Source organism: Halobacillus campisalis, from assembly GCF_030345335.1.
In the GTDB taxonomy this organism is placed as follows: Bacteria; Bacillota; Bacilli; order Bacillales; family Halobacillaceae; genus Halobacillus_A; species Halobacillus_A campisalis.
The window spans coordinates 63,122-87,423 of sequence record NZ_JAPVRC010000001.1 but is presented as its reverse complement, the minus strand read 5'-3'; the positions used below and the strand labels follow the sequence as shown (position 1 = coordinate 87,423).

The window sequence follows — 24,302 nt, the reverse complement described above, 5'->3', positions numbered from 1 at the left end:
AGATTCCTCTAATTCACTATGAAAATCGTCATCGCGAGTAGTTTCCCCTTCTAATTCTTCAAAGTCGGTTTCAAGGGGCTCTTCATCATCCTTTTCCTTTCCAGAATCTATCTGATCTTTCTCTTCTTTTACTTCTTCTGGTTCAATTACAAATTTCTCTTTAAGTTTCTTAAAAAAACCCATCCAATCTTCCTTTCTACGCCTCTATTAAACTCGGTGTTTCTTCTAATCTCACAGATACGAGTTTGGAAACCCCTGACTCCTGCATAGTCACTCCATATAAAACATCAGATTCTTCCATTGTCCCTTTTCGGTGAGTTATGACAATGAATTGAGTCTGCTGACTGAATTCTTTTAAGAACCGTGCAAAACGGTCCACATTCGCTTCGTCCAAAGCAGCTTCCACTTCATCGAGAACACAGAAAGGAACTGGACGAACCCTCAATATCGAGAATAAGAGCGCAATAGCAGTCAGCGCTCGTTCACCACCTGATAGCAAGCTTAAGTTCTGCAGCTTTTTGCCGGGTGGCTGAGCCACAATATCCACTCCAGTCTCTAACATATCCTCCGGATTGGTAAGTTTCAAATCTGCTTGTCCACCGCCAAACAAATCTTTGAACACAGACCCGAATTCACTTCTGATCTTAGTAAACGTATCTTCAAACCGCCTTTTCATTTCGTGATCCATTTCGTTAATTATAGAATACAGTGTTTCTTTCGCTTCTATCAGATCCGACTGCTGACCCGTCAGAAAATCATAACGCTCAACAATCCGGTCATATTCATCAATGGACCCTAAATTAACCGTACCCAGTTCTTCGATACCGCGCTTAATCAACTTAACCTGAGTGGAAGCCTGTTCTACGTTTTCGACTCGCGGATACTCGCTTTGAGCTCTTTCAAAAGTGGTTGTATATTCAGTTTGCAAATATTGAAGCATATTCTCTAGTTCTACATCCAGCCTGTTAGCCCTTACTTCCTTTTGCTGTATGTCCTGTACATAGTTTTGGTGCCTGCGTTTGACCTCTTTCAACACCTGTCCCTCGTCATGAACGAATTGAGAAAGGCTGTTTCTTTCTTTTCGACGGTCTTGAATATGGCTCGTTGTTTTCTCTTTTCTATGTTTGGCCATTTGAATGTTTTCTGTAACTTCTTCTTCCGTTTGATTGGAATCAACTACTTCAATAAGCTGGTCATATGATTTCTGAGTTTGACTCAGAGAATCTTGCAGCTTTCTTAATTCAGATTGAAGCCGGCTGAATTTTTCCTGCTGGTTTTTGACAGCAGATTCTTTTTCCACCAGCTTCACCTGAAGCTGCTGGTGACGATCTCTTAAATTCGCTTCATCTTCTTTTTGCTGCTCTTTGGCAACATTTAATTCGTCGATTTTAAGCTGCACTTCCTTGAGCTTTGTGTTCAACTCATTGAGACCTTCATCAAGGAAACGCAAGCGCTCGTCCATTTTCTGTTTGTCTTCTTTAAATTGGGATTGATCCTGGTCATATAGAGTCAGTTGGTCATTAAGATGGTCCAACTTGATTTGAAGCTCTCGTTTATAAGATTGATTTTCGAATTCCTTACTTTTAATTTGATCAAGTTGGTTGTGAAGCTTTTGTACTTCACTTGTTTGAACCGAGATCGTTTGTTTTAAATTTTGGACCTTGGTTTCGACGCCTTTTGCCTTTGAGTCGAAAGTCGTGATCTTTTCAGTTAATTCCTGCAGTTCTTTTTCGCGTGTAAACAAGGATTGGTTCGACTTCTTCTGAGCTCCCCCAGACATGGAGCCGCCCGGATTTACAACATCGCCATCCAGCGTTACAATACGGAATTTCCTGTTAAGTTTAGCGGCAATAGTGTTTGCGTCTTGCAGTGTTTCCGCAATTACTATATGACCCAGCAAATGCTTGATTGCTGGATTGTAAAGCGCATCATATTGTATTAAATCAGCGGCAATGCCTACGTGGCCTTTTAGACTGGATAGTGTCTGTGCCGCTTGTCCATGTATATATTTAGGCTGGATTGTAGTCAAAGGCAGTAATGTCGCTCTGCCTTTATTGTTTTTCTTCAGCCAGTGAATCGCATTTCTTCCCGCCTGTTCATCTTTCACTATCACGTGCTGAGCTTGAGCTCCTAAAGCTGTTTCTATTGCAGTGAGCAGGTTTGAGGGGATGTCTATCACTTCAAGCACTGCACCTTCGATACCTTGAAGGCTAGAGTTCTCACGAGCTTTTAGCACTTCCCTTACCCCATGGTAATAGCCTGAAAAATCTTCCTTCATTTCCTCTAGCATTTCTTTTTTAGAGCGGAGTTTTTCTAAGTGCTGGTACCCTTGATAAAGCTTCTGCTGCCATTCATCGTAGGAAGCTTCGTTTTCCTTCAAGTCATTTTGCAAAGATGTTAATTCCTGCTCCAGCTCGCCCCGCTGCTTTTGGTGCTGTTTGATTTCTTCAGTAAGAGGAGTAATCGACTGCTGAAGTTTCACCCGCTCTTTGTCCAATTCTTGAAATTTATTCTGCTGTAATCCTTTTTTGTTATCGATTTGTATAAGCTGCTGTTCAAGCGATTGCTTTTCATTCCTCTTAGCTGCTTGTTCGTTCAGAAGATCGATGTAATCGCTTTTAAAGTCTTCAACTTGAGCTTCTATATCTTCGGCTCCTTGATTAAGAGCTTCAGTCGTTTGCTTCATCTCTGACTTAGCCACTTGTTTTTCCTGCTTGAATTCGTCCAGCTTTTCTTTTTCTCTTTGAACAGTTTCCTTTTTCGCTTGAACTTGAGAAGAAAGGTCTTTATATTCCGATTCAAGTTTTGACTTATTTTCAGAAAAGTGCTTATGGCGTTCTTTCATAAGCTCTTTCTTTCCTTCTAAGCTTTCAAGTTCTTGAGTAAGGGAAAGCAAGGTTTCCTGTAAATCTTCCAATGATTCATCAAGCGCTGTGATATGATCACGTTTCTTTTCAATATCAGCTTCTTTCTCAAGCATCACAGCCCGCTGCTCGGACTCTTGATCTTTAATGCCTTCAAGCTCGTTTAATAATCCATCCCATTCACTATGAAGCGATTCAATTTGTGTAACAAGCAGTGAAATCTCTATATGTTTCAATTCTTTCTTCTTATCCAGATAATCTTTGGCTACAGAGGCCTGCTCTTTCAAAGGCTCAAGCTGTCCATCGATTTCGTGAATAATATCTTCCACACGGTTTAAGTTTTCCTGAGTTTCGAATAACTTGTTTTCTGCTTTCTTTTTACGTTGTTTATACTTAAGTACTCCGGCTGCCTCTTCAAATATTGAACGGCGTTCTTCTGCCTTAGAGCTTAGAATCTCTTCCACTTTTCCCTGACTAATGATCGAGAAGGCTTCCCTTCCCAGCCCAGAATCCATGAATAAGTCAACAATATCCTTTAACCGGCACGATTGATTATTTATATAAAATTCACTTTCACCTGATCGAAATACTCTTCTCGTTACACTAACTTCTTGATAATCAAGAGGCAGTGTTTGTTCTTCATTATTTAATGTCAAGGTGACTTCAGCCATGTTCAAAGCTTTTCTAGTATCACTGCCTGCAAAAATAATATCCTCCATTTTTGCTCCGCGCAAAGAGCGTGCTGATTGTTCTCCGAGCACCCACCTTATAGCGTCCGTGATATTACTTTTTCCGCTGCCATTAGGTCCAACTACTGAAGTGACACCTTCCACAAAATCTACTGTAATCCGCTCTGCGAATGATTTAAATCCTACTGTATCAAGTCGTTTGAGGAACATACTCATCCTCCTGTTTATTTACGAATCTTCCTAATTTAACTTGTCTATTTTATCATAAAAGAAGCGGTTTCGGTAGGTATCGGGCTATTTACTAACTACAATTCCTAAAACAAAGGTTTAAAAATGCCAGGAAATAATTTATCATAAGTAATTAAGAAAAGCTTCTTTTCTACTTAAGGCTTTGCGCCTATAGGAGTTTTACTACTTATATATTGTTTTTTTCGAGGAGGTAAACTGTGAGTCTACAAGAACCTACGCGCGATAATTTGAGTATCATCATCGGCGATATGGCTGATCGTCTCCAAGTCGTGAACCGATCCATTATGGACCCGGAAGATTATGACTTAGACAAGTATAGTGAAATTAAATCTCTTCACGATATTATTCAATCAAAAGGCCAACTGAGCGTTTCTGAAATTCAAGCTTTCGTTCAAGAATTAGGAGCCTATCGTAAATAGCCATAACAAAAAGGACCGTACAGATGTTTCCTTACCATCTATACGGTCCTTTTTATATAGCTCCTTGATTAATGAGTGCCTGCTGAGCCGCTTTTTGTTCTGCTTCTTTTTTAGTTCTTCCAATCCCTATACCGACTGTCGCCTGCTGCACACTTACATGGGCAATAAACTCCCGGCTATGGGCTGGTCCTCTCTCTTCAACAATCTCGTACTCAATCCTGCTGTTTCTGTCCCGTTGAATGTATTCCTGCAACTGGCTTTTAAAATCCATCGCATGAGAAAAAGCACCACTTTTAATTTTAGGGTACACATATTTCCGCAGAAATTGCACCACTTCATCAAAACCTTTATCAAGATAGATCGCACCGATAAATGCCTCGAATACATCAGCTAATAAAGCTGGACGATTGCGCCCTCCCGTCATTTCTTCTCCTTTTCCAAGCAGAATTAAATCCTGGAAGTTCAAATCGTTCGCAAATTTCACTAAGGATACTTCACAAACGATGGAAGCACGGAATTTTGTCAATTCCCCTTCGGCCATTTTAGGAAACTCGCGGTAAAGGTATTGAGATACTCCCAATTCAAGAACAGCGTCACCTAAGAATTCAAGGCGTTCGTTATCATCGCGATCTGTCTTTCGATGCTCATTCACATATGATGAATGGGTAAAAGCTTGTTCCAGTAACGAAACGTCTTTGAAATGTATATTGACTTTTTCTTGGAAACTGGAAAAATCCTCCATAATTCACCTAATCCTTTACTTTTAATCTGCAATATAGGAAAGGCTGCCTGTATATAACAGACAGCAATCCTAGGTTTACGACTGGCTGTTTATGTAGTTAACAGCGTCGCCAACTGTATTAATTTTTTCAGCTTCTTCGTCAGAAATTTCCGTATCAAACTCGTCCTCAAGCTCCATTACTAATTCTACAACGTCAAGAGAATCTGCTTCAAGGTCTTCTTTGAAGGAAGCTTCCATTGTTACTTTTGATTCGTCTGCATCAAGACGATCGACAATGATTTGTTTTACACGTTCAAATGTATCTGCCATAGGAACTTCACCTCCCTTCAATAATTATAGTAAATTTCAATAGGGAAAACCAGATTAATTTTACATTACCATTCCGCCATCGACGTGAATGGTCTGCCCGGTAATATAATCTGCATCTTTAGTAGCGAGAAAACGAACGACACGAGCAATATCCTCGCCCTCTCCAAGACGCCCGAGAGGAATCATAGCAAGCATTTGCTCACGCTGTTCCTCGGTCAACTGATCGGTCATATCCGTTGTAATATATCCTGGCGCGACCGCATTCACCGTGATATTCCTCGCTGCAAGCTCTTTTGCGTTGGATTTCGTCAAACCGATCACTCCTGCTTTAGCAGCTACGTAATTGGCTTGGCCTGGGTTACCTGAAACTCCCACAATTGATGAAATGTTTATAATACGTCCGAACTTCTGCTTCATCATCTGACGGGTTACACCTTTCGTACAGACAAACACACCTTTTAAGTTCGTATCAATGACATCGTCAAACTCTTCTTCTTTCATTCTCATCAATAAATTATCGCGGGTGATTCCAGCATTATTAACTAGAATATCAAGTTTACCAAATGTTTCAACAACTTCTTTTACCATATCTTTCACTTCGCCTGAATTTGAGACATTGGCCTGGATTTTAATAGCCTCGCCGCCACTTTCTTTGATTTCCTGAACTACGGCTTCTGCTTTATCCTCACTGCCTGCGTAATTCACAGCGACTTTCGCTCCCTGTGCTGCTAATTCTAAAGCGATCGCTCTGCCGATTCCCCTTGAAGCACCAGTCACAAGCGCGACATTTTCGTTCAACATTAAGAACCCTCCTTGAACCATTGTATGAAGCTGTTAAGTGTTTTCGGATCTTGCACCGAAAAGGTCTTTGTTCGTCTGTCCACTTTTTTCACGAGTCCGCTCAATACTTTCCCATGTCCGACTTCGACGATTGCATCTAAATCAGCTTGTACAAACTCTTCTAGAATTTCCTGAAACCTAACAGGCGAATATAGTTGTTCAATTAACAGCTGTTCAATATGTGCTGCGTCTTTTACCGGTTCAGCTGTTACATTCGCATACACCGGGCAGTCAGCAGGGTTTATTACGACTTCCTTCAAGTAACCATTGAATTTTTCACTTGCCGGTTTCATGAGACGCGAATGGAATGGGCCGCTGACATTCAAAGGCATAACCCTTTTTGCCCCAGCTTCTTTCAAATCCTTGGAAGCTTGTTCAACACCTCGGGCAGTTCCCGAGATGACAATTTGCCCTGGACAGTTAATATTAGCTAAGTCTACAGGCTCGTTCTCATCACATTTTTGTAAAACTTTTTCAATCTCCTCTTTCGACAGCCCTAGTACTGCTGCCATAGCGCCCTGCCCGTGAGGTACTGCTTCTTCCATGAGTTTACCTCGATGGTGCACAAGGTGAAGCCCATCATTCAGATGAAGCGCTTCCGCTGCCACTAGTGCGCTATACTCTCCCAGACTGTGTCCTGCAGTCATCTCAGGTTTAATGCCTTCATTTTTTAAAACCTCAGTAAGTGCCGCGCTGTTCAACAATAAAGCAGGCTGGGCATTTTCAGTTTTTGTAAGCTCTTCTGCAGGTCCTTCAAACATCAGGGACGTTAATGAGTATCCAAGAGTCTGATCGGCTTTGTCAAATAATTCTTTAACGACAGGATACGCTTCATACATCTCATGTCCCATTCCGACAGCCTGAGAGCCTTGTCCTGGAAAAATAAACGCTACTCTCTTCATGATTCTCCTCCTTCGTTTTTCATTTCATTTAATGTACTTTGAATCGTTGAAGTGACATCTTTTTCTATCATATGGCACGCTTGTTTGATCGCACTGTGAATCGCTCGTTCGTTTGAGGATCCGTGAGCTTTGATCACCGGTGCTGACAGCCCGAATAACCCTGCGCCACCATACTCAGAATAATCTAATTTACTTTTTAGGCCTTTAAGATCATTTTTCACTAAAACTGCAGCCAACTTTGTTTTCAAATTCGACATGAACGTTGATTTTATCATAGAAAACATCGTCATGGCTGTGCCTTCTATAGTTTTTAGGGCGATGTTCCCTGTAAAACCATCGGTGACGACGACATCTGCAACACCGTTTAGTAAATCGCGAGACTCTACATTGCCAATAAATTGTATAGGAGCGTCATTCATCAATTCAAAAGCCTTCTTCGTAAGCTCGCTGCCTTTTCCGTCTTCCGTCCCTACATTTAAAAGACCTACCCTCGGGGAAGTAATTCCTCTTACCTTTTCACAATATATCGATCCTATAATAGCATATTGCAGCAAATGACTAGGTTTTGCGTCTACATTAGCGCCTACATCAAGCATTAAAAAGCCTCTGCCGTCTTCTGTCGGCAGAGTAGGACTTAATGCTGGCCGCTCCACGCCATCTAAACGGCCGACTCCAAATAACCCTGCGCTCATTAAAGCCCCCGTATTGCCAGCAGATATACATCCATCTGCCCTTCCATCTTTCACTTCTTTGGCCATGAGTACCATCGACGCCTGTTTTTTCTTTCGCACAGCACGCACGGGCTCATCATCCGCAGTGATGACTTCCGTTGTATGTAAAACGTTTATTTTAGCGGAGTTATCATTTAAGAAAGGAGAGATCTTTTCTTCATCTCCCACGAGTGTGATTTCAAGATCTTTTATGGAAGACACAGCGAGTAAGGCACCTTTAACGATTGCTTCAGGAGCATGATCTCCTCCCATAGCATCAATGGCTAATTTCATTTCTCTCCCACCTCCTTTGGTTCATTTTCCCGGAACATTTCAAACGAACCCGCAAATACTTCATCGTTGTCCACATAACTGTGAACGTCAACGATTGTTCTCCCTTTGCTGTCATCACCTTTCACCCGTGCTTTGGCTATGACACGCTCTCCCAACTTGACTGGACGGGTGAATCGGATAGTCGAACCAGCCGTCAAGGCTAAATCCTCATTAATAACAGCTACAGCTAAGGAGTTGGCCTGAGCAAACAAGTGATGACCTCTCGCAATATTATTTCTTGAAAATACATGTTCAGGTTTTATATCTAATATTGAAATCGCTCGAACATCAAGCTCCAAATCAACGACTTCACCTATGACTTCTTCTATGGGCAGCGCTTTGACCGTTTCGTTCCATTCTTGCGTCGCAACGGATTTGATACGCTCCCTAAGTTCAGGAATAGATAGTTCCATGCGGTCCAGCCGAATCGTTTGGATGCTAACCCCAAACCTCCGGGCCAGTTCTTCATCTCTTATAAAAGGTGTATCTTCAATGGTGTTTTTCAGCTCATGTTGTCTAGCTTGTTTAGATAGCTTCATTTATCTTCCCACCGATCCTCTGTCCACACGAATTAAGACTAGGTACTAACAGTAATATATAATACCTTTATCAATTACGCAAGAAAAGAGTCCAGTAGAAAAGTAAGCAAGCCTGCTGACTGAGCAGGCTTGTGTCAATCAAGTACTTTCCCTAAAATGTGCTCATCTTGTTCTATGATTTCTTTCAAGCTCTTATATCGATCATCTGTCTCAAGCGCATTATTAGAAATAATGTCTGCAGCATCCTGTCTGGCAGTTTCTAAGGCCCGGTAATCGTGGACCATATCCCCTACTTTGAATTCAGGCATACCACTTTGCTTTCTCCCGAAAAAATCTCCTGGGCCACGCAATTTCAAATCCTGTTCAGATAGTTCAAAACCATCCGTCGTTTCGGTCATAATTCTCATTCGTTCTTTTCCTACATCATTTTTCGGGTCAGCAAGTAGAATACAATAGCTTTGATGCTGTCCTCTCCCGACACGACCTCTTAATTGATGAAGTTGAGAAAGCCCGAACCGTTCAGCATCATGGATGAGCATGACGGTAGCATTAGGGACGTTGACACCGACTTCTACAACTGTCGTCGAGACGAGGATTTGTATTTCGTTGGCAGCGTATTTCTGCATCACTTCTTCTTTTTCTTCATTGGACAAACGTCCATGCATAAGACCAACGTGGACCTTAGGTTTATAAACTTGAGCCAGTTGATGATAAAGATCGATCGCATTTTGAATGTCGAGTTCGTCTGATTCTTCGATTAAAGGACAAATGACATAAGCCTGGTGGCCAAGATTGATTTCTTTTTGGATGAAACTGAGAACTTTATCTGTAATTTGGCCTTTTACCCAGTACGTATCTACAGGTTTTCGTCCCGCAGGCATTTCATCAATGACCGACACATCCATATCTCCGAACGCAGTAATAGCCAATGTCCGAGGAATAGGTGTTGCGGTCATGAATAACACATCAGGATTCAGCCCTTTATCTCGTAAGGTTCTTCTTTGATTCACACCGAACCTGTGCTGTTCATCAACAATGACAAAACCGAGATTATTGAAATCGACTTCATCCTGAATGAGCGCGTGGGTCCCTATAATCAAATCGACTTGGTTATTTTTAATCTGCTCGAGCATTTCTTTTCTTTTTTTACCTTTGACAGAACCGGTTAATAACACGATAGATAATAAATCACCAAAAAGCTCTTTAAGTGAAGCTGCGTGCTGTTCAGCAAGAATCTCTGTCGGTACCATCAACGCAGCCTGTTTCCCTGTTGTAATCGAGGCATACAACGCGATAGCAGCTACGGCGGTTTTACCTGAACCTACATCCCCTTGCAGCAAGCGATTCATCCGATAAGGGTTCTTCATATCTTTCAAGATTTCTGCAAGCGACCTTTTTTGTGCTCCTGTCAACTCAAAGGGAAGCGTTTGTACAAAATTCGTCAATTGATCGTTATCATAATTTTGAGCGTTGCCAGTCGTTGACTCTCTTTGTAATTTTCTTAGCAGCTGCATCTTCAGCTGAAAAATCAAAAATTCCTCGTATATAAAACGGCGCTTGGCATGCTTTAGTAAAACACGACTCTCTGGATAATGCATTTGGTGAAGAGCCTGCTGTCGACCAGGGAGTTTGTAGGAAACGGTCATATGTTCGGGGAGGATCTCCTCCACGTCAGTTATATATTCCTCCAGAGCAGCCTTAATCACTTTTCTTAAAGTTACAAGTGTTACGCTTTCTTTAAGGGTATAGACGGGTTGAATGGGTTCCTGGCTTTTGGCTTCCCCTTTTTTATATTGGCTGACTGTAATTTGCAGACGATGCTGATCCCACTTCCCAGTGACAGTGACCGTATCACCAGCCTTCAATTGTTTCTTCGCAAATGGCCGATTGAACATGACTGCTTTCACACTAAATTGGCCGACCTGAAGCATCATCGTCAATCGGGATTTCTTTTTACCGTAAAATTGAACCGTAGGATCTGCGGTAAGTTGACCTTCAATTGTTGCTTTTTCTTGGTGCTCTAACTCAGTTAACGGCTTTACTTCGTAAGAATCATAGCGATGAGGGAAATAGAATAATAGATCTTCAACATCAAAAAGCCCCAGCTCATTTAAGTGAGCTTGAAGCTTTTCGCCAATACCTGTCACTTGACTGATCGGAAGTTTCAATCGCTGATTCATTATGATTTCTGCACATTCCCATAAACTTGTGCTTCGAGCTTCTTGCCCGTCGCTGTAGCTGCAAGTCCGCCTTTAGCTGTTTCCCTGAAGTCAGTAGGCATTCTTTGACCTACTTTATACATCGCATCGATAACCTCATCGCATGGTATTCTGCTCGTGACTCCAGCAAGCGCCATATCGGCAGCAACTACCGCATTAGAAGCTCCCATCGCATTTCTCTTTACACAAGGTACTTCTACCAATCCAGCCACTGGATCGCAGATTAATCCGAGCATATTTTTTAAAGTGATGGCCATAGCTTCAGCCGATTGAGAAGGTGAACCTCCCGCCATTTCTACAATCGCCGCCGCAGCCATGGCTGCGGCAGATCCTACCTCGGCTTGACAACCACCTGCTGCACCGGAAATGGAGGCATTATTCGCTACAACAAACCCGAAAGCCCCTGAGGTAAACAAGTAACGGACCATCTGATCCCGAGTAGGATTCAACTGGTTTTTCACAGCAAAGAGTGTTCCCGGTACACAACCTGCACTGCCTGCTGTAGGCGTAGCGCATATAGTTCCCATTGCGGCATTCACTTCGTTAGTGGCAACAGCTTTACTGACGGCATCCATTAACAAGTGGCCGGATAATGGTTCATGATTTCTCATGTATGTTTGAATCAGCACAGCGTCTCCCCCTGTAAGTCCACTGTGCGATTTCACACCCTTTAAACCATCTTCAACAGCTTTTTCCATTACATCTAAATTGCGCTCCATTTGTGTATAGACTTGCTCTCTTGTCACTTGCTTGACTTCCATTTCCTGGCGAATCATCACTTCAGAGATGGGGATGTTACCTTTTTCTGCAAGCTCTACTAATTCAGCTACATTTTTAAACATAAGCGCGCCCCTTTCTTCTATCTAATCGGAAATCCGAGCAACTTGAGTGATATGATCTGCTCGTTCCAGTTCATTTAATACATAATCTTCAATGTTTTGATCGACTTCAATTACCATTAATGCTTGTTCACCCTGAGCTTTTCGAGACACTTCCATTCGTCCTATGTTGATTTCATGACTAGCTAAAATAGCTGTCGCAGATGCTATGGCGCCATAACGGTCGTTATGAATAAGCAGGATGGCCGGGTGACTTCCCGACAGTCTCAATTCAAATCCATCAAGCTCAGTTATTTCTACTTTTCCGCCGCCGATCGATATTCCGACCAGCTCGATTTCTCTATCATCATCCCCTATAACAATACGAGCAGTGTTCGGGTGGTCCGTCTGGGCAGCCTCTTCATAAAACTTCACGTCAATGCCGCGGCTGCTCGCAGTCTCAAGCGAAGACCTGATCCTAGTATCATCCGTGTCATAATCTAATAATCCGCCAATAATAGCGACGTCAGTTCCGTGTCCTTTATATGTTTCAGCAAATGAACCATATAAATAGACATGCGCATACTTAGGTTCTCTTCCGAATAAATGTCTGGCCGCCCGTCCTATCCGCGCCGCACCAGCTGTATGTGAACTTGAAGGTCCAATCATGACCGGACCTATAATATCGAAAACCGATCTATATTTCATTAAGATCACCATCCCATGAAAGCGTTCAAAAACGTAACCGCTTTCTTATTCTTCTATTACCGATTATATTTTACCATATTTATTTTAAATTAATATCAATATTTATCTTCTGTATTGATTATATGGTCGATTCCGAGTAGAATTAAGACTTGTGGGTTATCGGATAACCGGGTGGGAGAGGGATAATTTCATAGAGGAGAATACGATGCTTAACCAGCACAATTCTCAGCATAGCTTACGCAAGGATCTAGTTGCAGGGCTGATCGGCTACTTTACGACTGTATATATTGTAGCCGTCAATAGTCAAATCCTAGAAGATGCAGGTCTTCCGTTGGAAAACGGAATGATTGCAACTATCCTTGCCAGTGCCGTTGGCTGTTTGATCATGGCTCTTTACGCGAACGCTCCAATGGTTCTGATTCCTGGAATGGGAGTGAACGCACTTTTCGCTTATTCCATAGTGGAAGGAAAAGGAATGGAATTTCAAGAAGGATTGGCGGTCGTCATTATCGCTGCGATTCTTTTTTTAATTACGGCGTTCACCAAACTAGGTGATTGGCTTAAACAAGCCATCCCAGAATCGTTAAAAATAGCGATAACCGTCGGGCTCGGAATGTTCCTTACTCTGATCGGACTTGAGAAAGGCGGAATTGTCGTAAAGGGAGAACATTCTTTGATTGCCTTAGGGAATCCTTCCTCAGCTCTTGTGATCACTAGTCTGCTTACGTTATTTGTGGCTATCTTCTTATTCGCAAAAAATGTACCAGGCAACTTTTTGATTACGATGATCGTGGGGACAATCATAGCCCATTTCACCGGACTTTTGGACGTACCAGGACAGTCCATTAACGTGACAGAACAACAATGGGTTTTCCTGCCTTCCTTTGAAGGAGTCACTGAATTCAGCTTTTGGATGGCTGTCTTCCCTTTAGCCATTGTCCTTATATTTGAAAATATGGGACTGATCCATGGCCAGCTCGATATGTTGGAGCAGCGGGGTAAATTCAAAAAGTCTTATCAAGCGTCTGCTTTCACTGCATTGACCAGCGGCTTTTTCGGTACGTCCCCCACTGTATCATCAGCTGAAAGCGCAGCCGTTATTGCTTCAGGTGGAAAAACAGGGAGAGCTAGTCTTTTGATGGCAGGCCTTTTTCTTTCGACCATTTTATTGATTCCTTGGATTTCAATGGTGCCTTCCACGGCAATAAGCCCGATTTTAATTATAGTTGGAGCTCTTATGGTTCAAAACATTAAAGAAATCCCTTTGGATAATTTATCTGAAGCCATGCCAGCTTTTCTAATCATTGTAATGATTCCGTTCACGTATTCGATTGCAGACGGTATGGCGTTTGGTTTCATCGCCTATCCAATCGTTAAATTTGCGTTAGGGAAACAACGAGAGCTATCAACGCCAGTCGTATTAATTGCCATGGTTTTTCTCGTTGAACTTATCATCCGCTCAATCGGTCACTAGAAAAGCGAAAGCGAAGATCTGGAGGATACGCATTAGCAATACGAAAATGTCCTGCGTTTATCACGCCATGTATTCTGATAGCTAAGCCGCTAGATCTTGTAAGCTGAAGCTTGGTTCTAGAAATCAAAAAAGCACTTCCTTTTTAACAAAAGGAAGTGCTTTTTTAAATTATTTATTCCACTGAAAAAATATAAGAGTAGATAGGCTGTCCACCGTTATGAATTTCAATTTCAAGATCCTCGTATTGGTCTTCCAAGAAAGCCTCAAGCTTATCCAGTTCTTCTTGAGAAGTTTCTTCGCCGCTGATAATAGTAATGATTTCGTCTTCTTCCTCATCTATCATAGCTTTTAAAAGTTCTTTTGCCGTCTCTAATTGGTCTTTTTGAGTAGAAGTGATATCTCCTTCTAAAATCCCCATAAAATGACCTTTTTCAATCGTCATTCCATCTATCTGCGTATCGCGTACAGCATAAGTGACCTGACCGCTTTTCACTTGGCTCATTAGGTCGGTCATTTCTTTTTCATTTTCAGATAGAGCCGCTTCAGGATTGAACCCTAATAGGGCGCTTATTCCTTGAGGAATTGTTTTTGAAGGGACTACTCTAACGTCTACATCTGCTAATTCAGCAGCTTGTTCAGCCGCCATTGTAATGTTTTTATTATTCGGCAGAATGAGAACTTGTTCAGCATGAGCTTGAACGATGGCGTCTGAAATATCCTTTGTACTTGGATTCATCGTTTGACCGCCTTGAATGACGATATTGGCGCCAAGACTCTCAAACAATTTCTTTATTCCATCACCCATCGCGACCGTTACGATACCATAGTTCGATTTTTCTTTTGACTTCTCCGTTTTCTTGTCACCAACGATTGAAGTATGCTGTTCTCTCATATTTTCAATCTTCATGTTAATTAAGCTTCCATATCTTTGTCCAAGTGTCATCGTATCTCCCGGGTATTCAGCATGTATATGGACTTTAATTAAATCTTCGTCTGATACGACGAGCAGCGAATCCCCGTGATTACTTAATTCTTCACGAAAGCTTTCCTCATCATAAGGGTTTTCCTTTAATTTATCTTCCTCAAATTTAACCATAAATTCCGTGCAGTACCCAAACTCAATATCTTCAGTGTTCATAAAATCCTGAGCAGACTTATGGTGTTCCGCATTAACCATATCATCCATGGAAACATGCGAGGCGGCTTCAGGGGCTTTTTCCCCTTTTAAGTTGGCCAAAAATCCTTCATAAATGGTAAGGAGACCTTGACCACCGCTGTCCACTACGCCCACCTCTTTTAAGACGGGAAGCAAATCCGGAGTCCTTTTTAATGAATCATGTGCAGCTTTTGTAACGCCTTCCATAAAGGCCACTACATCTTCTTCTCGCTCAGCGATTTGCACTGCTTCTTCAGCAGACTCGCGGGCTACCGTCAAAATAGTACCTTCTACAGGCTTCATTACAGCTTTATAAGCAGTATTTACACCACCCTGAAAGGCTTGAGCTAAATCTTTAGTAGTCAAGACTTGTTTATCTTCGATTGCTTTTGAGAAACCTCGGAACAATTGAGATAAGATGACTCCGGAGTTACCACGAGCCCCCATAAGCAGACCTTTAGCGAGGGCCTGTGCCACAACGCCTGCATGATCCTCGCTTATCTTTTTGACTTCTTCTGCGCCTGAAGTCATAGATAAATTCATATTTGTACCGGTGTCTCCATCAGGGACGGGAAAAACATTCAAGGCATCGATCATTTGAGAATTATTTTTTAAATGATGGGCGCCTTGTAACACCATCTCAGCTAATTTTGAACCGTTTACATTACTTAACGTCACTCTATTTTCCTCCTTTGACTGCATAACGGGCTCTATTCGTTCGTTACTCGCACACCTTGAATAAAGATATTCACGGAGTTAACGGATAACCCGACATTTTTGTTCAATGTATATTTCACCTGGGATTGCACGTTATGCGCCACTTCAGAGATTTTTGTGCCATAACTTACAATGATATACATATCTATGTGCAGAAGTTCCTCTTCTTGTCGAACGACTACACCTTTTGAGAAGTTTTCACGTCTCAGCATTTCTGCTAAGCCATCACGAAGTTGATTCTTAGAAGCCATTCCTACTATACCATAACATTCGACAGCTGCCCCGCCGGCTATGGTGGAAATAACATCATTGTTAATTGTAATATGACCATATTTATTTTGAAGATCAATAGACATAAGAATCCTCCTTTAAACTCGTCTTATTCGTGAATTTATTATAACATAGAATAATCAGAGCTTTCCGCTGACACAGAAACCCTTCATATACTTTGTATCAATTCCTCTTATCTGTCAAGAGAAAATTCTTGATATTATTGATAGGTGTTTATTGCAATTGAACGCTCTATATGGTACATTAATTAAGTATTTTAAGATCTATGTATGTAACAGGAGGGATTTACATGTCACGTAAATGTGTCGTATCAGGTCGCAGCACAAGCAGTGGTAATCACCGTTCCCACGCGATGAATGCTAATAAACGTAAATTTAAAGCTAACGTACAAAAAGTACGTATTCTAGTGGATGGCAAACCTAAAAAAGTTTATGTATCTGCTCGCGAATTAAAATCAGGCAAAGTCGAACGCGTATAAGCGTTACAAAAAAAGCACCCACAGCTGGGTGCTTTTTTTGTTAATCTTTCTTGAATGTTCCAATGAGAGCCCGTACCATGCCGCCAAGAAAACGGGGAAGTTTGATCGTATAAAATTTCATGAGCCTCCTCCTCAACATATAAAACTATGAGTGCCAGAATCCCTCTAGTAATTAATATCTTTACTTCTTATTACTAACAGTATGCCTTCGGTAAATGAAAAAGTACCTTCATCTTCAATCAAATAGTTTGAAATACACCTCGTAGATCCATAGGATAAATCAGCCTCATTCAGTGGATATGAAAAGCCTGATAAACTTAACTTCCGGATGTCTAAGGTCACGGGGAGGAACGATACGTATTGGTAGTCGCTGTCCTTATGTATCTTATGCGAGCCTGCCCCAACTAATTCCACCTTATTTTGAGCGTCGATGACCGTAGCTTTTACCCCCTCTTTCCATAAAGGATATAGTAATTGGATATTAATAAGAGCATGGTCAAGTCTGCCTCCGGTTACACCAAACAGGAACAGTTCTGATGCTTGAAAACTTTTCACATATTGGAGAGCTAGTTCTAAATCTGTTTCATCCTTTTCATTAGGATAGATACTGAAGTCTTTCGCTTCTTCTTTAATGCGCTGCAAAGAATGTTCATCAACCGAATCGAAATCCCCGATGGCTTTGTGTAAAGGCATAGTATTTTCTAATATGACCTCAGCTCCTTGATCTGCACCTACCCAGTTCATGACGTCTCCTTGATATTCTGTTAAATCAGGTATATAACGCTTAGGTCCACCGCCGACTATAGCATATTTCTTCCTCATCCAATCCCACCCCTTAACAAGTAAAAAGTAATATCAATTATGACTTCGTTACGTCTATTCAGTTCTAATTTTTATATAAGATTCCTTCTTGTAAAATCGGTTTCGTTGTTTTTGTTTTGAAAAATGGGGTCTTGAAAACAACTCGCTTTCCGCGGGGAAGGAGACTCAGCGCGACTCCCGCGGAAAGCGGGTCTTCCCCAAACGCCCCTTCTCCCACACGGATCAAATCCTACATATAACAGAGAATCACTCTATTAGTAAAAGGCAATTACATCGTTCACCTTATAAAAAAAGGGCTGACAAATAGGTTTACTATTTGAGCCCTTTTTAACTAAATCGAGTCTTTGATCTGATCTATTGCTGTCTTACGATTGGTTTCATTAAAGATAGCACTGCCTGCAACTAAAACATCTGCACCAGCTTGTGTACAAAGTCTTGCCGTCTCTTTGTTCACTCCGCCATCCACTTCAATTTCAAAGTTGTACTTGTTTTCTCGTCTTAGTTGCGCTGCCTTTTCTATTTTTGGAAGTACAGAGTCAATGAAAGACTGTCCTCCAAAACCTGGATTCACCGTCATGAGCAGCACGAGATCTACATCACCTAAAATGGGTGCGATCGACTCAATCGGCGTAGCGGGGTTAAGAACGACTCCAGCTTTAACACCGAAACTTTTGATGAGCTGGATCGTCCGATGCAAATGAGGACATGCTTCCTGGTGCACTGTTATGATATCAGATCCCGCTTTAGCAAATTGTTCAATATACTGATCGGGGTGTTCTATCATCAAATGTACATCTAATGGTAATTCGGTTTTCGGCCGGATGCTTTCCACGATCAAAGGTCCGATTGTAATATTAGGGACAAAATGGCCGTCCATCACATCTACATGAATATAATCAGCCCCTGCTGCTTCCACGTCTTTTATTTCTTCACCCAATTTGGAAAAATCTGAAGCGAGTATGGATGGTGCAATTTTCGTCATAATTTAATACCTCGGCTTTCGATTCTTGATTTCTTCAACAAAATGTAAATAATGTTGGTATCGTTGGTTAGATATTGTACCTTTCTCAACTTCTGTTTTCACCGCGCATTTAGGTTCCTTATCATGCTGACAACCTCTGAATTTACAATAGTCCTGAACTTCTACAAATTCAGGAAAGCATTCGCTTAATTGATCCAGCTCCAGATCATTGAACTCCAGCGAACTGAAGCCCGGAGTGTCCGCGACCAGCCCGCCGGCAATTTCATAAAGCTCGACATGTCTTGTTGTATGTTTACCTCGACCAAGGCTTTCCGAAATTTCATCGGTATCCAAATTCAGCATAGGATTGATGGAATTCAAAATCGAAGACTTGCCTACACCCGACTGCCCGGCGATGACAGTTGTTCGGTCAGCCAGGTGGGACTGGATACGATCCAATGCGTGTTTATCAAAAACAGAAGTCAAAAGTACGGTATACCCGATTTTTTCATAAATATCCTTGTATTCATTCATGCGAATAACCGTCTGTTCATCTATCTGATCCATTTTAGAGATTACTATGATCGGCTGCAGACGTTTAGCTTCGACTAAAACTAAAAATCGATCGAGAAGGAGCGGATTGAAGTCCGGATGAGCTCCAGACGTTACAATTAAGGCCTGATCCACGTTAGCAATCGGGGGACGAACAAATTCATTCGTGCGCTCCTCAATAGATAAAATATATCCCTCTTTGATGGTTTCGGCTTGAAACTCTACAACATCACCAACAAGGGGGGTTATTTTTCTTTTACGAAAGTTGCCTCGGCCACGACACTGGTAAACCGTTCCTTCGTGAAGAACGTAATAAAATCCGCTTAATGATTTGATTATTTTTCCTGTTGGCATTTAATCACCTGCTTCATAGGGAACATTCTCTTCTTCAATTACTTCATCTTCAAGTAAAACTTTATAGGTGGCATCGTTTTCAGGAGGAACCGTTAAGTCTATATCAATAACTGTGTCTTCAGTGATGGTTTCTTCTAAAAACACATCTGAAATTCTATTATTTAGATCATCCACATAAACGATAACCCGCTGTTCTTCTTGACCCAATTCTTCATTGAAAGGGACCTCAACTTGAACGGTTTCCTCACGAGGCTGTAATTCTTCAGGACCAAGAGATACAACGAGGTTAACTGTAGAACCTTCTTCAACCTCACTAAGGGATTCCGGATCCTGACTGATTACTTGACCTTCTGGTACTTCGTTTGAATGTTCTTCCGAAATAGAAGATTCCAAGTCATTATCGCTCAAGTAATTTTCAGCCTCTTCCACCGTTTGTCCTTCTAAAGGTCTCAGCGTTATTGTAGGAGGTCCTGTACTTACTTGAAAAATGACGCGAGTCTCGTCGACAATTACTTGATCTCCTGGCTGCGGCTGTATTTGCTCAATGATTTCCCCTCTAGGTCTCTCGGAGGTTTGTTCAATCGCCAGGACGGTAGAATAACCTTCATTATCTAATTCCTCTTTGACGCTATCATAATTCTGACCAATGTATTCCTCGAATTCTACTCTCTCTTTTCCTTGTGAAGTGTATACAGTGACTTCCGATTCTTCCTTTATGGTGTCACCTGCTTCAGGATCTGAGCGTACAACTAAACCTTCCTCAACCGTGTCCGAAAATATTTGTTCACGGCTTACATTAAGATTCAAATCGGACAATTCAGTATAAGCTTCTCCGTATTCCATACCTTCAACATCAATCATTTCCACATCATCAGGCTGCAGCATAATAGGAACGACGAAGACTGCAGCCACCCCTGCAGAAGCAAGAAGCAAAAAGATGATCGTAAGCCAAATAAGCCATTTATTCTTCTTATTTGATTTACCTTTACTTTTTTTCTTTGCTTGTTTTTTAGCCTTTTTATTCTCTTTTTTAGTGGGGACGCCTTTTTTAGTTTCTTCTAAAGCTTTGCTGTCGTGATGATGGTTGGTATCGTGGACAATGGTAGCATCTTCGTCCTGACCGTCGAAATCTTCTTCGGTAATGACTGGAATCGCCTTTGTCTTTTCGTCTTCTTCATCAGGAATAGCAAAAACAGACTCATTCAAACGATACGGTTCTAACGACGTTTCTAAATCATGTTCCATTTCAATGACAGATTCATATCTATGGAAAGGATCTTTCGCTGTCGACTTAAGTACGATATTTTCAACACTTTGGGGGAGGTCCGGTATCCATCTTTTTAATGAAGGTGTATCGTGCTGTAAATGTTTCAATGCTATAGAAACCGGCGATTCACCTGAGAACGGCAGCCGGCCCGTCAGTAATTCAAAAAACACGATCCCCATCGAGTAAATGTCAGATTTTTTTGTAGCCATGCCCCCACGAGCCTGTTCAGGTGATAAATAATGAACTGAGCCAAGCACTGAGTTGGTTTGGGTGAGTGCTGTTGCACTTAATGCCATGGCTATGCCGAAGTCTGTTACTTTTACATGGCCGTAATGGTCGATCAATATGTTTTGAGGTTTGATATCCCTGTGAACGATTTCATTGTGGTGGGCCAATGATATTGCAGAGGTTACTTGCCTCATGATATCAATAGCATCCGCGACATCAACTGGACTTTTCTGCTGGATGTATTGTTTTAAGGTCATACCATCGACGTACTCCATCACCATATAATAAATTTCGTCTTCTTCTCCAACATCATAGATATTTACAATGTTCGGATGGGATAAACTTGTGGCTGAGTGTGCTTCTCGATGGAACCTTGCTATGAACTCTTCATCATTCCCGTATTCAAGTCGTAACACTTTGATAGCCACTTCACGATCAAGAATATTATCATGGGCAAGGTAAACGTTGGCCATCCCTCCTCCGCCGATCGTGTCTTTCACTTGATAGCGATCGTTGAGGAGACGATTATTCAACATTAATCAGCACCCTCTTTCACATTTGGGTCTTCGTAATGGTGGACAATAGCCAAAGTTATGTTATCTTCCCCACCGCGTTCGTTGGCGAGATCGACTAAAGATTGACAGAGTTCCTGCCACTCTCCATCGTACTCTTTGATTCTTGAAAGTTCGTCTTCATTAACTTTGTTCGTCAATCCGTCTGAGCATAGCAGCAATCGATCGTCTTCCTCAAATTCAAAGGTTACGATATCAGGAGAAATATTCTCATCTGTTCCAAGAGCTTTTAATAAGACATTTTTCCTCGGATGTGATTCCGCCTGTTCTTCAGAGATTTGACCAGATCTTACTAGCTCATTGACCAATGAATGGTCTTCAGTTACACGTTTGAATCCGTAATGATTAGCAATATACACGCGGCTGTCCCCGATATGCCCGACCGTTGCAAATTGATCGTCACATACAGCGGCCACCACTGTCGTCCCCATTCCCCGACATTCCTCATGATCCCTGGAATGCTGTAGTATGACTTGATTAACTTCGAGGATTGCTTCTCTCAGCCAATTCTCCGCTGCTTTAGGACCTTGTATTGCTGACGTTTCCTCCCATTGATTATGTAAGGTTGATACAGCTAATTGACTAGCTATATCACCTGCCTGGTGTCCTCCCATCCCATCAGCTACAACAGCGAGCAATTGGTTCTGCTCATTCAAATAAACGCCGCCTGCATCTTCATTATGCTGTCGTACTTTCCCTTGATCTGTTAAAAAGCTGCCTTTCATGGTCATCACCCCGTCTCTTCATTACACTGCCTAGATGATAGTTTTCTGTACATCATTTTTTCTAAAACGATGGCTTACGTTTCACCATTCTAGTTAAGAAAAAACCGTCCGTATCCCAATCTTGCGGGAATATTTGGAGTCCATACTCACTCCAACCCTGTGAATTCTGAAGGTGCGCTGGAAGTTCGTTGTGAAATTCTTCATCAATTTCAAATTCTGAATGCTTCTCTAAAAAGTGCTGTACTGCTTGCATATTCTCATGTTTATCTATGGTACAAGTACTGTATACGATCTTCCCATTCACTTTCAATAAAGGAGCCAAGCTTTCCAGCAGATCATCTTGAATGCCTCGTAACGCATAGATATCTTCTTCTTTTTTGTGGTATTTAATATCCGGTTTCCCTCTTAAAACACCTAAACCTGAACAAGGCGCATCGAGAAGAATACGGTCGAACGATTCCTTTTCATGGACGTCACTTAAAAGTCTGGAATCGGCTTGTTTAGTTTCAATAGATTGCAGGTGCAGCAATTTCGCTTTTTCATTGACCAAGTTCGCTTTCTTCTTATGTAAATCATAAGCGTAAACGGTGCCTTGATCCTCCATTTTTTCTGCGATATGAGTGGTTTTCCCTCCTGGAGCGCTGCAGGCATCCAGTACATCCTGCCCAGGTTTTAGACTCATCATTTCTGCTACTAGCATAGAACTTTGGTCCTGCACAGTCAGCTGACCGTTCTTAAAAAGAGGGTCGTTTAAGATATTGCCTTCCGTTATTATAAGGCCTTGAGAGGAGAATTCGCTATTCTCTGTTTGAATCCCTCGTTCAGCAAGTTCCGCAGCCGCTTTATCTCTGGATATTCGAAGCGGCTGTACCCTGACAGACATAGGCAGGTGTTTAAGGTTTTGAAAACAAATCCCTTTGGTCACTTCAAAACCGTATTGATCGATCCAGCGGTGGATCAGCCATTGGGGATGACTGGTCTCAACCGACAATTTTTTAGCTGGATCCTCAATTTCTGAAGGATCCTGAACACCATTTCTTTGAATATTTCTTAAAACTCCATTGACGAGACCAGAGATGCCCTTATGGCCTCTCTTTTTGGCAATTTCTGCTGCTTCATGTATGACCGCATGATCCGGCACTCGTTCCAGATATAACATTTGATACACAGACATATACAACAGCCATTTCACCCAGGGCTTGAGTTTTTTTTGTTTAGAAATATTCGGTGCGATTTGATAATCAATCTTCAGTTTGTTTTGCAGAGTCCCATAAACAATTTCAGTCAATAAACCGCCATCTTTTGGTGATAGGCTGCGTTTTTTCATTTCCTGGTCTAAAAGCACGTGGCTGTAGCCGCCTTGCTCTCCTATCCGGGTCAATAACTCAAGCGCTGCTTCTCTTAATTCATATTTAGCCATTTTGTTCACCAAGCCGTTCATTAAGCTGCATTGACTGGCCTGAACCATTTAGGAAGGCCTGTCCATCCATTCTCTTCTTGCCGGAGGGCTGCAGATCAGTTATTTTTATAGCCTTTTTATCACCGGTCGCTACTAAAAATCCATCTTCATGAAACCCTACAATAGTCCCTGGATTTTGATCGTAAGTGCCTTCCACTTTAACACTCCACCAAACTTTTAGAGGCTTGCCTTTCCAAAAAGTAAAAGCCACCGGCCAGGGGTGCATACCCCGGACATGATCATAAATGGACTGTTGATCTTTATCCCAGTCTAAAAGTTCCTGTTCACGCTTGATATTAGAGGCGAACGTAGCTTCTTCCTCATTTTGCTTGATTGGTGTAATTTCTGAAGATAAAAGTCTTGGCAATGTTTCGAGGAGCAACTGCGAACCTGCCTTTGACAGTTTATCATGAAGCGTTCCCACATGGTCGTCATCGTCTATCGATACTTTAACCTGGCTCAGGATATCTCCAGCATCCAGTCTTTTCACCATATACATGATAGTGACACCTGTCTCTTTCTTTCCTTGGATAATGGAATAGTGGATTGGAGCGCCCCCTCTAAGCTCCGGCAGTAAAGAAGCATGCACATTTATACAGCCATAGCTGGGAGAAGATAACAGGCCTTCAGGCAGTATTTGTCCAAAGGCAGCAGTGACAATCAAGTCAGGTTGATATTCTAGCACTTTATGATATTCAGATTTAATTTTTTCAGGCTGGAATACAGGGATATTAAGTCGCTCTGCTGCCTGTTTTACGGGAGGAGGAGTCAATACCTTCTTTCGACCTTTAGGACGGTCGGGCTGCGTAACGGCTAGGACCACATCATAATTGTGGCTAACCAGTTGTTCGAGTACAGGAACTGCAAAATCTGGTGTTCCCATAAATACGATTCTTGTCATGGAA

Annotated in this window: 23 protein-coding genes; 3 read left to right on the top strand and 20 right to left on the bottom strand. The window is 41.9% G+C overall.

Annotated elements, in window-relative coordinates; genetic code table 11:
• Positions 1 to 196: 196 nt before the first annotated feature.
• A complete protein-coding gene (gene smc / locus O2Q26_RS00390; protein WP_289214084.1) occupies positions 197 to 3,763 on the bottom strand; it encodes a chromosome segregation protein SMC in 3,567 nt (1,188 codons plus the stop codon).
• Between the two features lie 236 nt (positions 3,764 to 3,999).
• Here smc and O2Q26_RS00385 point away from each other — a divergent pair, with 236 nt between their 5' ends.
• Positions 4,000 to 4,221 (top strand): DUF1128 domain-containing protein, encoded by a 222-nt coding sequence (locus O2Q26_RS00385; RefSeq protein WP_289214083.1) that lies wholly within the window; start codon positions 4,000 to 4,002, stop codon positions 4,219 to 4,221.
• Positions 4,222 to 4,273: 52 nt separating this feature from the next.
• Here the strand turns inward: O2Q26_RS00385 and rnc are convergent, their stop codons facing one another.
• The 9 genes from rnc to sdaAB all read right to left on the bottom strand — a co-directional run bounded on the left by rnc (position 4,274) and on the right by sdaAB (position 12,341).
• A complete protein-coding gene (rnc, locus tag O2Q26_RS00380; protein ID WP_289214082.1) occupies positions 4,274 to 4,963 on the bottom strand; it encodes a ribonuclease III in 690 nt (229 codons plus the stop codon).
• Between the two features lie 75 nt (positions 4,964 to 5,038).
• Complete coding sequence (acpP, locus tag O2Q26_RS00375; RefSeq protein ID WP_253935143.1) at positions 5,039 to 5,272, bottom strand: acyl carrier protein; 234 nt, start codon at positions 5,270 to 5,272, stop codon at positions 5,039 to 5,041.
• Between the two features lie 60 nt (positions 5,273 to 5,332).
• Positions 5,333 to 6,073: a 3-oxoacyl-[acyl-carrier-protein] reductase gene (gene fabG / locus O2Q26_RS00370; RefSeq protein ID WP_289214081.1), complete on the bottom strand. Its 741-nt coding sequence runs from the start codon at positions 6,071 to 6,073 to the stop codon at positions 5,333 to 5,335.
• A complete protein-coding gene (gene fabD, locus O2Q26_RS00365; protein WP_289214080.1) occupies positions 6,073 to 7,014 on the bottom strand; it encodes an ACP S-malonyltransferase in 942 nt (313 codons plus the stop codon). Before fabD ends, fabG begins: the two co-directional genes overlap by 1 nt.
• The gene (gene plsX, locus O2Q26_RS00360) at positions 7,011 to 8,018 is read right to left on the bottom strand and encodes a phosphate acyltransferase PlsX (RefSeq protein ID WP_289214079.1); all 1,008 of its coding nucleotides are present in this window, start codon (positions 8,016 to 8,018) and stop codon (positions 7,011 to 7,013) included. Before plsX ends, fabD begins: the two co-directional genes overlap by 4 nt.
• A complete protein-coding gene (gene fapR, locus O2Q26_RS00355) occupies positions 8,015 to 8,596 on the bottom strand; it encodes a transcription factor FapR (protein WP_289214078.1) in 582 nt (193 codons plus the stop codon). Before fapR ends, plsX begins: the two co-directional genes overlap by 4 nt.
• 134 nt (positions 8,597 to 8,730) lie before the next feature.
• Positions 8,731 to 10,776: an ATP-dependent DNA helicase RecG gene (gene recG / locus O2Q26_RS00350; RefSeq protein WP_289214077.1), complete on the bottom strand. Its 2,046-nt coding sequence runs from the start codon at positions 10,774 to 10,776 to the stop codon at positions 8,731 to 8,733.
• On the bottom strand, positions 10,776 to 11,657 hold the full coding sequence (sdaAA, locus tag O2Q26_RS00345; protein WP_289214076.1) for an L-serine ammonia-lyase, iron-sulfur-dependent, subunit alpha: 882 nt from the start codon (positions 11,655 to 11,657) through the stop codon (positions 10,776 to 10,778). The genes recG and sdaAA overlap by 1 nt, the downstream gene beginning before the upstream one ends.
• A 21-nt stretch (positions 11,658 to 11,678) precedes the next feature.
• Complete coding sequence (gene sdaAB / locus O2Q26_RS00340) at positions 11,679 to 12,341, bottom strand: L-serine ammonia-lyase, iron-sulfur-dependent subunit beta (protein ID WP_289214075.1); 663 nt, start codon at positions 12,339 to 12,341, stop codon at positions 11,679 to 11,681.
• A gap of 205 nt (positions 12,342 to 12,546) precedes the next feature.
• Between sdaAB and O2Q26_RS00335 the strand changes: the two genes are divergently transcribed.
• Entirely contained in the window at positions 12,547 to 13,815 is a 1,269-nt protein-coding gene (locus tag O2Q26_RS00335; protein ID WP_289214074.1) for an NCS2 family permease, read from the top strand.
• Positions 13,816 to 13,987: 172 nt separating this feature from the next.
• On the opposite strand, the gene O2Q26_RS00330 is transcribed toward O2Q26_RS00335, so the two are convergent.
• Both O2Q26_RS00330 and O2Q26_RS00325 read right to left on the bottom strand, forming a co-directional pair.
• A complete protein-coding gene (locus O2Q26_RS00330; protein WP_289214073.1) occupies positions 13,988 to 15,649 on the bottom strand; it encodes a DAK2 domain-containing protein in 1,662 nt (553 codons plus the stop codon).
• Positions 15,650 to 15,681: 32 nt separating this feature from the next.
• Positions 15,682 to 16,044: an Asp23/Gls24 family envelope stress response protein gene (locus O2Q26_RS00325; protein ID WP_253935133.1), complete on the bottom strand. Its 363-nt coding sequence runs from the start codon at positions 16,042 to 16,044 to the stop codon at positions 15,682 to 15,684.
• A gap of 224 nt (positions 16,045 to 16,268) precedes the next feature.
• On the opposite strand from O2Q26_RS00325, the gene rpmB reads away from it, so the two are divergent.
• On the top strand, positions 16,269 to 16,457 hold the full coding sequence (gene rpmB, locus O2Q26_RS00320; protein WP_253935132.1) for a 50S ribosomal protein L28: 189 nt from the start codon (positions 16,269 to 16,271) through the stop codon (positions 16,455 to 16,457).
• A gap of 40 nt (positions 16,458 to 16,497) precedes the next feature.
• On the opposite strand, the gene spoVM is transcribed toward rpmB, so the two are convergent.
• From spoVM to fmt, 8 genes are all read right to left on the bottom strand, one after another.
• Positions 16,498 to 16,578: a stage V sporulation protein SpoVM gene (spoVM, locus tag O2Q26_RS00315; RefSeq protein ID WP_253935286.1), complete on the bottom strand. Its 81-nt coding sequence runs from the start codon at positions 16,576 to 16,578 to the stop codon at positions 16,498 to 16,500.
• Positions 16,579 to 16,622: 44 nt separating this feature from the next.
• Complete coding sequence (locus tag O2Q26_RS00310; RefSeq protein WP_289214072.1) at positions 16,623 to 17,279, bottom strand: thiamine diphosphokinase; 657 nt, start codon at positions 17,277 to 17,279, stop codon at positions 16,623 to 16,625.
• A 331-nt stretch (positions 17,280 to 17,610) separates the two neighbouring features.
• Positions 17,611 to 18,261, bottom strand: coding sequence for a ribulose-phosphate 3-epimerase (gene rpe, locus O2Q26_RS00305; protein WP_289214071.1), 651 nt, complete (start codon positions 18,259 to 18,261; stop codon positions 17,611 to 17,613).
• Positions 18,262 to 18,264: 3 nt separating this feature from the next.
• The gene (rsgA, locus tag O2Q26_RS00300) at positions 18,265 to 19,146 is read right to left on the bottom strand and encodes a ribosome small subunit-dependent GTPase A (protein WP_253935129.1); all 882 of its coding nucleotides are present in this window, start codon (positions 19,144 to 19,146) and stop codon (positions 18,265 to 18,267) included.
• A complete protein-coding gene (gene pknB, locus O2Q26_RS00295) occupies positions 19,147 to 21,177 on the bottom strand; it encodes a Stk1 family PASTA domain-containing Ser/Thr kinase (protein ID WP_289214070.1) in 2,031 nt (676 codons plus the stop codon).
• The gene (locus tag O2Q26_RS00290) at positions 21,177 to 21,938 is read right to left on the bottom strand and encodes a Stp1/IreP family PP2C-type Ser/Thr phosphatase (RefSeq protein ID WP_289214719.1); all 762 of its coding nucleotides are present in this window, start codon (positions 21,936 to 21,938) and stop codon (positions 21,177 to 21,179) included. Before O2Q26_RS00290 ends, pknB begins: the two co-directional genes overlap by 1 nt.
• Before the next feature lie 61 nt (positions 21,939 to 21,999).
• The gene (gene rsmB, locus O2Q26_RS00285; protein WP_289214069.1) at positions 22,000 to 23,358 is read right to left on the bottom strand and encodes a 16S rRNA (cytosine(967)-C(5))-methyltransferase RsmB; all 1,359 of its coding nucleotides are present in this window, start codon (positions 23,356 to 23,358) and stop codon (positions 22,000 to 22,002) included.
• Positions 23,351 to 24,298 carry a methionyl-tRNA formyltransferase gene (gene fmt / locus O2Q26_RS00280; protein ID WP_289214068.1) on the bottom strand — a complete coding sequence of 316 codons (948 nt, stop codon included), beginning with the start codon at positions 24,296 to 24,298 and terminating at the stop codon, positions 23,351 to 23,353. The genes rsmB and fmt overlap by 8 nt, the downstream gene beginning before the upstream one ends.
• Positions 24,299 to 24,302 lie beyond the last annotated feature (4 nt).